Source organism: Micromonospora alfalfae (genome assembly GCF_022230925.1).
Classification (GTDB): Bacteria; Actinomycetota; Actinomycetes; order Mycobacteriales; family Micromonosporaceae; genus Micromonospora; species Micromonospora alfalfae.
Genome location: NZ_JAKKFH010000056.1, coordinates 1 through 8618, shown reverse-complemented (window position 1 = coordinate 8618; position 8618 = coordinate 1). Strand labels below are relative to the sequence as shown.

Annotated in this window: 8 protein-coding genes; 3 read left to right on the top strand and 5 right to left on the bottom strand. The window is 70.4% G+C overall.

Annotation, left to right across the window (positions count from 1 at the left end; all coding sequences use genetic code 11):
- Positions 1–432: 432 nt before the first annotated feature.
- Both MED01_RS32050 and MED01_RS32045 read right to left on the bottom strand, forming a co-directional pair.
- A complete protein-coding gene (locus MED01_RS32050) occupies positions 433–1872 on the bottom strand; it encodes an MFS transporter (protein WP_238672198.1) in 1440 nt (479 codons plus the stop codon).
- A gap of 85 nt (positions 1873–1957) precedes the next feature.
- Positions 1958–2194, bottom strand: a complete 237-nt coding sequence (locus MED01_RS32045) for a hypothetical protein (RefSeq protein ID WP_112587077.1) — start codon at positions 2192–2194, stop codon at positions 1958–1960.
- 149 nt (positions 2195–2343) lie between these two features.
- Here MED01_RS32045 and MED01_RS32040 point away from each other — a divergent pair, with 149 nt between their 5' ends.
- Complete coding sequence (locus tag MED01_RS32040; protein WP_238672197.1) at positions 2344–3504, top strand: geranylgeranyl reductase family protein; 1161 nt, start codon at positions 2344–2346, stop codon at positions 3502–3504.
- Positions 3505–3588: 84 nt separating this feature from the next.
- Positions 3589–3762: a hypothetical protein gene (locus MED01_RS32035; protein WP_238672196.1), complete on the top strand. Its 174-nt coding sequence runs from the start codon at positions 3589–3591 to the stop codon at positions 3760–3762.
- Between the two features lie 57 nt (positions 3763–3819).
- On the opposite strand, the gene MED01_RS32030 is transcribed toward MED01_RS32035, so the two are convergent.
- The gene (locus MED01_RS32030) at positions 3820–5610 is read right to left on the bottom strand and encodes a bifunctional metallophosphatase/5'-nucleotidase (protein ID WP_238672195.1); all 1791 of its coding nucleotides are present in this window, start codon (positions 5608–5610) and stop codon (positions 3820–3822) included.
- Between the two features lie 187 nt (positions 5611–5797).
- Here MED01_RS32030 and MED01_RS32025 point away from each other — a divergent pair, with 187 nt between their 5' ends.
- The gene (locus MED01_RS32025; RefSeq protein WP_238672194.1) at positions 5798–6700 is read left to right on the top strand and encodes an SDR family oxidoreductase; all 903 of its coding nucleotides are present in this window, start codon (positions 5798–5800) and stop codon (positions 6698–6700) included.
- A gap of 205 nt (positions 6701–6905) precedes the next feature.
- On the opposite strand, the gene MED01_RS32020 is transcribed toward MED01_RS32025, so the two are convergent.
- On the bottom strand, positions 6906–7565 hold the full coding sequence (locus tag MED01_RS32020; RefSeq protein ID WP_145788333.1) for a nucleotidyl transferase AbiEii/AbiGii toxin family protein: 660 nt from the start codon (positions 7563–7565) through the stop codon (positions 6906–6908).
- A complete protein-coding gene (locus MED01_RS32015; protein WP_124770765.1) occupies positions 7562–7903 on the bottom strand; it encodes a hypothetical protein in 342 nt (113 codons plus the stop codon). The genes MED01_RS32020 and MED01_RS32015 overlap by 4 nt, the downstream gene beginning before the upstream one ends.
- Positions 7904–8618 lie beyond the last annotated feature (715 nt).

Below are 8618 nucleotides of genomic sequence, written 5' to 3'. Positions count from 1 at the left end.
ACGGAAACTGTCCAAGATCTCCATGGGCGGGACGAGGAATCATCGGTGCGTCAGTTGACCTGCCGCCCTAGAGGCGCAGGTCGAGGGCCGCGGACACCGGCCGCAGACACCGGCCGATGGCGCGGGGCGCGGGCACAGGCCGGGGAACGCCGCTCAGTGGGAGCAGCAGGCCACCTACCTCGTCACCCAGCACTGGAACGGCTGACCCGCACCGCCCGCAGTACACGCACACCAGCACTACAGCACGGCAAGGCCACCGCACGGCATGGCGCACGGCAGGACGCACCCCACCGCAGGAAGCACCGCACGGCAAGGCCACCGCACGGCAGGAAGCACCGCACGGCAGGAAGCACCGCACGGCAGGAAGCACCGCACGGCACCGACCGCTGGCCGGCACCCAGATCCGTGGTGCCGGCCAGCGGCGTACCCCGGTCAGTTCTTGTGGTTGTGGGTGCGCCAGATATCGATCAGCGCGGCGATCAACGCGAGCACGATGATGCCGGTGGCGAGCATGAGGGACTGTTCGAAGGCGTTGGTCCAGTCGCCGTGGCTGTCGGCCAGCGTGGAGAAGAACAGCGAGCCGACGGCGGCGATGCCGGCGGCGGCGCCGATCCGCTGGCCGGTCTGGAGCATGCCGGCGCCGCTGCCCGCCTGATCGACAGGTACCTCGGAGAGGGTGATGGTCTGGTTGGGGGCGATCACCAGTCCGCTGCCGATGCCGGCGACGAGCAGGGGGCCGGCGGTGACCCAGGGCGCTGGGGCGTCCGGGAAGAGCCGTAGTGCGATAACGGTGGCTGCCAGTCCGACCACGACGGTGAGCAGTCCGATGGCCACGAGTGGTCGGCCGAAGCGGTTGACGATGCGGCCACCGAGTACGGCGGCGGCCGCCGAGCCCAGGGCGAAGGGGGTGATGGCCAGGCCGGCGACGAGGGCGCTGTAGCCGAGCCCCATCTGCAGGAACAGGGTGAAGATGAAGAAGATCGCGGTGAAGCCGCCGAAGTAGACGAGCGCGAGGATCGAGCCCAGCGTGTACGACTGGAAGTTGAACAGCCGGAGGTCGAACAGGGGTTGGTGGTGGCGTGCGTACCGTCGTTCCCAGAGCCCGAAGGCGACCAGCACGGCCAGGCCGGCCGGGATGAGCGCCCACTTCCAGGGGGTCCGCCACTGCTGTTCCTGCACCAGTGGCAGCAGGACCAGGACCACACCGACGCCGAGCAGTAGGACGCCGAACGGGTCGAGTCGACGCCAGCCGGGTTGTCCGGTGGGGCGGCCGGGTAGCAGCCGCCAGCCGAGGATCACCGCGAGGACGCCGACCGGCACGTTGACGAAGAAGACCCAGCGCCAGCCGTGTTCGTCGCCGCCGACGGCGATGAGCAGTCCGCCGAGCAGCGGTCCGACGGCGGTGGAGATGCCGATGGTGGCGCCGAGCAGCCCGAACGGGCGGGCGCGTTCGGGCCCGCGGAACAGTTGCTGGATCAGCCCGATGACCTGGGGGTTGACGACGCCGGCGGCGGCGCCTTGGAGCAGTCGGGCGATGACGAGCCAGGTCGGGGAGGTGGCGAGGCCTGCGAGGGCGCTGGTGATGGTGAACAGCGCGATGCCGAAGACGAACGCGTTGCGTCGACCGCGGGCGTCGCCGAAGCGGCCGGCGGGGACCAGCGCCAGGCCGAAGGTGAGCGCGTACCCGGAGAGGATCCACTGCAGGTCGCTCGGTGACGCGTGCAGCGCCCGGTCGATGGAGGGTACGGCCACGTTGACGATGCTCACGTCGAGCAGCGTCATGAAGGCGGCGACGAGTCCGACGCCGACTGCCTGCCAGCGTCGTCGGTTCTCGGCCGCTGTCACCGGCTGCGGCGTCTGCGCCGCGCTCATCGCGCCCCCCGTCGACCCTCGGTCATGCATGATTGACCGCTACCCGGGTCTTCGGGGGGCGAACCGTGCCGGTTGGTTCCGCGGGTCACGCCATCTGGCGGGCGCAGAACCGGGGACCGAAGTCGAGGCCTGCCATCGGTGAGTCCTCGCGGTGCAGCAGGCCCTTCTCGGTGAGCAGGTGCAGGGGGCTGCCCACCTGCTCCTGGGTGAGCCCGGATTCCTCGGCGATCAGGTCCGGGTAGGGCACCTGCCCGCGTGCCTCAAGGGTGGTGACCGCCTGGTACACCCGTTGCTCGGCCTCCGACAATTGCACCTGCTGCATGGTTTCCTCCTTGTGCTCGTCCGCCACTGCGGTGGCGGTTGCCGTGCGCCGGTTACCCCCTGGGTGCCCGAAGATGCACACCCGATCGGGCGGTCACGGCGGCGGGCGGGTCCGGCGGTCGGACCGGGGAGGTGCCCTAGGCTGCTTCCGTGATCGTTTGGGATCTCGTCGTCGTCGGCGCTGGCCCCGCGGGGCTGTCCGCGGCGCACGCCGCTGCCAGTGCTGGCGTCTCCACACTTGTCGTCGAGCGAGCCGTGCACCCGCGGTACAAGACCTGCGGTGGTGGCCTGATCGGCACCTCGCTGGCGGCCGTTCAGGATCGGATCGAGGTGCCCGCGCACGACCGGGTGGACCGGGTGACGTTCACCCGCGACGGCCGTCGGGAGTTCACCCGCCGCAACGGCAGTCCGGTGGTGACGATGGTGCGCCGCGAGGAGTTCGACGACCGGCTGCGCGCGGCGGCGGTGGCCGCGGGCGCACAGCTGCGGGAGCGGGTCGCGGTCCGCGCTATCGAGCAGGACCCCGAGGGGGTACGCCTGCGGCTGGCCGACGGTACGACGATCGCGGCTCGTGCCGTGATCGGGGCGGACGGCTCGTCCGGGGTGACCGGCCGGCACGTCGGGGTCCGGTACCGGCAGGTGGATCTGGGTCTGGAGTTGGAGATTCCGGTGCCGCCCGTCGAGCAGGAGCGGTGGCGGGGCCGGCTGCTGTTGGACTGGGGTGCCATGCCGGGTTCGTACGCCTGGGTCTTTCCCAAGGGTGACCGGCTGACCGTCGGTGTGATCGCCGGGCGGGGGGCGGGGGAGGGGACCCGCGACTACCTGCGGCGGTTCGTCGACCGGTTGGGTCTGGCCGGGTTGCCGGCGGAGCACGACTCCGGTCACCTGACTCGTTGTCGGGCGGAGGATTCACCGTTGCGCAACGGCCGGGTGCTGGTCGTGGGGGATGCGGCGGGGTTGCTGGAGCCGTGGAGCCGGGAGGGCATCAGCTTCGCGTTGCGCTCCGGCGAGTTGGCCGGGGCTGCGGTCGCTGGCGGTGACCTGGCCGGGTATGAGCGGGCGGTGGCTGAGCGTCTGCTGCCGGAGATGCGGGCGGGGTTCCGGCTGCTCGACGTGTTCACCCGTCGCCCGGACGTGTTCCACGCCCTGTTGGCGACTCCGCCGGGCTGGCGGATGTTCGTGCAGTTCTGCCAGGGGCGGGCGAGCTTCGACGAGATGCTGCGCCGCCGCCCGATCCGGGCGGCCCTCGCGGTGCTCGACCGGGTGTCTCATCCATCGCGCCAGGCCACCACCGCTCACCCAGGATCCTAGGACGCCTTACGGGGTGTGCGCCCGGCTACTGGTGCCGACCGCCGTGAACGGCAGACAATCACAGCGGAGCAGGAGGAGGCGCTGATGACCGAGCAGCCGTTCACCGACGACGAGTACGCGTTTCTGCGTCACACGCGGTTCGGGGAGTTGCCGCCCGCCGTCCGACCCGACGAGCGGGTGGCCCTGACCGAGACCGATCCCGGGCGCGATCGGCCGGAGGAGTCCGACGACCCGATCCGCTGGAACGTGCAGGGCTGAGAACGCGCGACGGGCCGCGGGTGTCGCCACCCACGGCCCGTTCCTGATGCGCTGCCGTCAGAAGACGGGCACGCCCTCGCGTACCAGACGCCAGTTGGGCTGGAAGAAGTCGGCCGGGTCGATCGTTCCCCTGGCCTGCGCCCAGTCGATGAGCAGCTGACGGATCTCCTGCTGCGCGTTGTAGACCTGGGTCTTCACGATGCCGGGGAAGTTGCCGCCGCCGCTGCGTCGGTAGTTGTTCACCGCCACCACGAACTGGGCGTTGTCCGCCACCGGGGTGTCGGTGCCGGCCAGCACCAGGCGGGTGATCCGCTGCCCGACCGGCTTGGAGATGTCGATGTCGTAGTCCAGGCCGGAGAAGACGTCGTAGTTGTAATCCGGCACGGCCGGGTCGCTGATCTGCTCCGGGTCGACCGGGGCGCCCGGCGCGAACGTACGGAAGTACTTCGCCGAGTACTCCAGGTACGCGCGCACCTCGGCCCCGTTGAGGACTACCGCCTCGAGGGTGTTGTCGTACACGTACAGGCCGGCCACGTCGCGGATCTTCACATCGCCGGCCGGGAAGACGGCGGTCCGGCTGAACGGCGCCGCGATCGACAGCACCGGCAGGTCCGCGTACGCCGTGCCCGCCAGCGCCGCGCCGACCACCTCGGTCTGCACGTGGTTGATGAAGTCCAGGATCGGCGTGTCCTTGTACCGCGACTCCGCCGCCGACAACTCCACGGTGGACTGCGCGACCACCTGGTTGACGTACGCGATGGTCTTCTGGTGCTGGGCCCGCACGGCCGCGAGCACCTTCGGGTCCTCGACCACAGTGTTGGTGTTCAGCATGGTGGCGGCCTTCTTGGTGATCGTCCACCGGCCACGCTCACGGGTGAGGGTGAAGTCCATCCGGGTGAGCCGCTGGCCCCACTTCGACGGCTCGGAGAGCAGCACCTGCGTGCCGGTGCGCTCGTTGGTGACGAACCGCTCGACCACCTCGTTGTGCGCGTGACCGAAAAGGATCGCGTCGATCCCGGGCACCTGCTGGGCGATCAGCGCCACCGGGTTCTCGTTCGGCAGCTCCGGGCCGTAGCTGGAGGTGCCGCTGTCACCGCCGTGCGCCGAGATCAGCACGAGGTCCGCACCGCGGGCCCGCATGATCGGCACCCACTTCGCGGCGGTCGCGATCATGTCGTCGAAGCGCAGCTTGCCCTCGACGTTGCCCTTGTCCCAGATGGCCACACCGGGGTTGGTCAACCCCAGGATGCCGACCCGCAGGGTCGGCGCGGCGAAACCGAGGGAGACCTTCTTGATGACGTACGGCAGGAAGGCCGGCTTGCCGGTCTTCGCGTTGACCGCGTTCGCGGCGAGCGCCGGGAAGCCGAGCTGACGGATCCACAGGTCCAGCAACGGCAGGCCGTAGTTGAACTCGTGGTTGCCCAGGGTCACCGCGTCGTAGTCGATGACGTTCATGGCCCGTGCCATCGGGTGTTTCTCCCCGGTGGCGGTGATCGGCTCCTGCTTGGCGTAGTACGTGGCGAGGGGAGTGCCCTGGATCGTGTCGCCGGCGTCGAGCACCAGCGTCGCCTTGCCGCGCCGTTCCCGACGGATCTGGTTGATCAGAGTCGCCAGCTTCGCGACGCCGATGTCGTTCTGCTTGCTGTCGTCGTACTCGGCGTCGCGGTAGTAGTCCCAGTTGTAGACGTTGCCGTGCGTGTCCGACGTGCCCAGGAGGGTGAGGTCCCAGGTGCGCGGCCGGGCCGGGCCGGCCGCCTGCGCGGGCGCGGCGGCGATCAGCGGGGTCGTCGCCGCGGCCGCCGCGGCGACGAGCACTTGGCGGCGCGACGGGCCGGAGGAAGAGGTCATGGCGTGCCTTTCCATGGGGGTGGACGCGCCTCGTGAGCGCCTTGCGCACCATAACCAGCACCCGGCACCACCGCCACGGCAGCCCCGATCGTTGCAGCGGTTTCCGCAGGCCGACGCGGGGTAGGGCGGTCAGGGACGGTATTCGTGGGAGAGCGCCGCTTCCCGCGCGCAGCAAGGAGAGTTCTCAGTGAGCGAGGATCAGCACACCCAGCAGGACCCGACCAGCCAGTACGGCCAGCAGTCCGGCCAACCCGCACAGCAGCAGTCAGCGCCCGGCTCGACCGGGGAGATGACCCCGAAGCCGGACCACGGGGAGGAGTCGTACCGGGGCAGCGGCAAGCTCGACGGCAAGCGGGCGCTGATCACCGGCGGTGACTCGGGGATCGGCCGGGCGGTCGCGATCGCCTTCGCCCGGGAGGGCGCGGACGTGCTCATCTCCTACCTCGGTGAGGAGGAGGACGCCGACGCCCGGGAGACCATCCGGCTGGTCGAGGCCGCCGGCCGGCGGGGCGTCGCGGTACGCGGTGACATCACCGACGAGGCGCACTGCCAGGAACTGGTCGACCGGGCGGTACGCGACCTGGGCGGCCTCGACATCCTGGTCAACAACGCGGCGTACCAGATGTCGCAGGACAAGGGGATCCTCGGCATCAGCACCGAGCAGCTCGACCGGGTGTTCAAGACCAACCTGTACGCGATGTTCTGGCTCTGCAAGGCCGCCATTCCGCACCTGGCCGAGGGGTCGGCGATCATCAACACGTCGTCGATCCAGGCGTTCGACCCGTCGCCGCAGTTGCTGGACTACGCCACCACGAAGGCGGGGATCGCCAACTTCACCAAGGCCCTCGCCGCCGACCTGGCCGAGCAGGGCATCCGGGTCAACGCGGTAGCGCCGGGGCCGGTGTGGACGCCGCTGATCCCGGCCACCATGCCGGAGGAGAAGGTGAAGCAGTTCGGCACCGACACCCCGGAGGGGCGTCCCGGGCAGCCGGCGGAGCTGGCGCCCGCGTACGTCTTCTTCGCCTCGCAGGAATCCAGCTACGTGACGGGCGAGATCCTGGGGGTCACGGGCGGTCGACCGACCAAGTGACCCGCCGTCGGGTGGGCGTCCGCCCCGGGGCGCCCGCCCGGCGGTCCGCCGTGCTCATGCGGCTTGTCGCTGTGGCTTGTTCGCGCGGTCCCTTGTTCGCGCGGTCCCTTGTTCGCGCGGTCCCTTGTTCGCGCGGTCCCTTGTTCGCGCGGTCCCTTGTTCGCGCGGTCCCTTGTTGGTGTGGCTTGTTCGCGTGGCTCGGCGGTCAGCGTGGCCAGGCGGCGAAGCGTTGGCGGATCTCGGCGACGTCGGCGGCGCCCAGGCCGTACCGGCCGAAACGCTGGTCGGAGAGCCGGTCCAGGTAGCGGCCGGCAGCGCGCACGTCGTCCGGGTCCAGCGCGGGGTCGACCTGCCGTGCCAGGACCAACAGCTCGGTCACGTCGTAGTGGTCGAGGGCCGCTGCCACGTCGATGAAATCGCGAACCTCCCGCCGGTTGACCAACGCCGCGATCTTGTTCGCCACCAGGTCACGAACGTCCATCACCGGGCCGAGGTCCATCACCACCGGGCTCTGCTGGCGGTCCAACCGGGCGAGGCTGAGCCGGATCTGCCGTCCGTCGCGGCTCACCACGAAGTCCTTCATGTCCTGCTCGTACCCGTCGAACAACTCGGCCAGCTCACTGTCCGGGTCGGCGTCACTGACGATGAACCCGGCCCGCTCCAGGGCCACCCGCACCCCGGCGGACGCCGCCGCCGCGGCGCCCTCCACGTCCGCGAAGAGGTCGACGTCCTCCGTCGGTCGGGCGACCAGCCCGTGCGCCGCCCACGCCACCCCACCACCCAGAACGAACCGGTACGGCCCGGCGGCGGCAAGCGCCACCCGGGCCACCTCCCGGTAGAACTCGTGCAGATGAGGTTCGATCACGCCGCGCGCAGGCCGCGGTGCCGGCTCTCCCACGCCTGGCGTACGCCCCGAGGCAGGTTGAGCAGTCGCCACACCCGACGCAGCGTCCGCCCGTTGATCAGGGCGCGCAGATCCTCGGCCCGAGTGGTCTCGCGAAGCACGTTCTCGTACATCCAGAGCAACTGGTCGGGGTCGCCGAGGTCGAACGTGCGCTCGGCGTTCCACATCAGCCGTACCGGCAGCTCCACGACACCTCGGGTAGGGCCGGCCAGCTCCGCGAGCGTCCGCGCCACCACAGCGGGGCGACCCGGGCGGGCGAGAAAGGCCACGCCGGTCGCGGTGGGGGAGACGGCCTGCATGGTGTCAGGGTAACGCCCACCAGACCCGGTGTCGCTCAGGTCGATCCCAGCACGCTCCTCCAGGCGCGCCGGCCCGACCCTCATCACCTCCAAGTTTGTCCGGTTTGCGTGTAGTGGTGCGCTCGGCCGGTTCGTGATCGACTCCGTTTCCTTGATGTCGGGGTGTCCGGCCGTCCGGGATGCCCCGACTTCCGTGAACCCGAGTGGATCACGCGGGTGAGGGTCGATTCGACGCCTTGGACGCGGTGCCGTCTGGGTGGTTTGTCCGTGACCGGGGGTTTCTGGGTGGTGACCGGGCGCACTCGTGGGCCGGAATCATGGCGGGGCCGAGGTCGTTACATACCCTGACGATCGCAGTACCACCGACCCGCCCCCGACCCTGAGGGCTGGTCGCGCAGGTCGGAAATGCCAGACCCCCTCCGGTCGTTGCAGTCCCCACGAACGACCGACGGGCACCGCCTCGATGAGGGTGCCGGCAGGTGGGCCATTCGGGAATGGTCCCGGCCCCCGGGTCGTTGCAGTCCCCACGAACGACCACCTTGCACCGCCTCGATGAGGGTGCCGACGGTGGGCCAACCCGGAATGACCCCGGCCCCCCGGTCGTTACACAGGGTCCCGGCGCCACGAGCCCCCCGCTCGGCAGGTCGCCGACCCGACGCCCTGATGGGCGTCACCCCCCCACGCCTTTTCCCCTTTGTTTGTGCCGCCCCGGCCG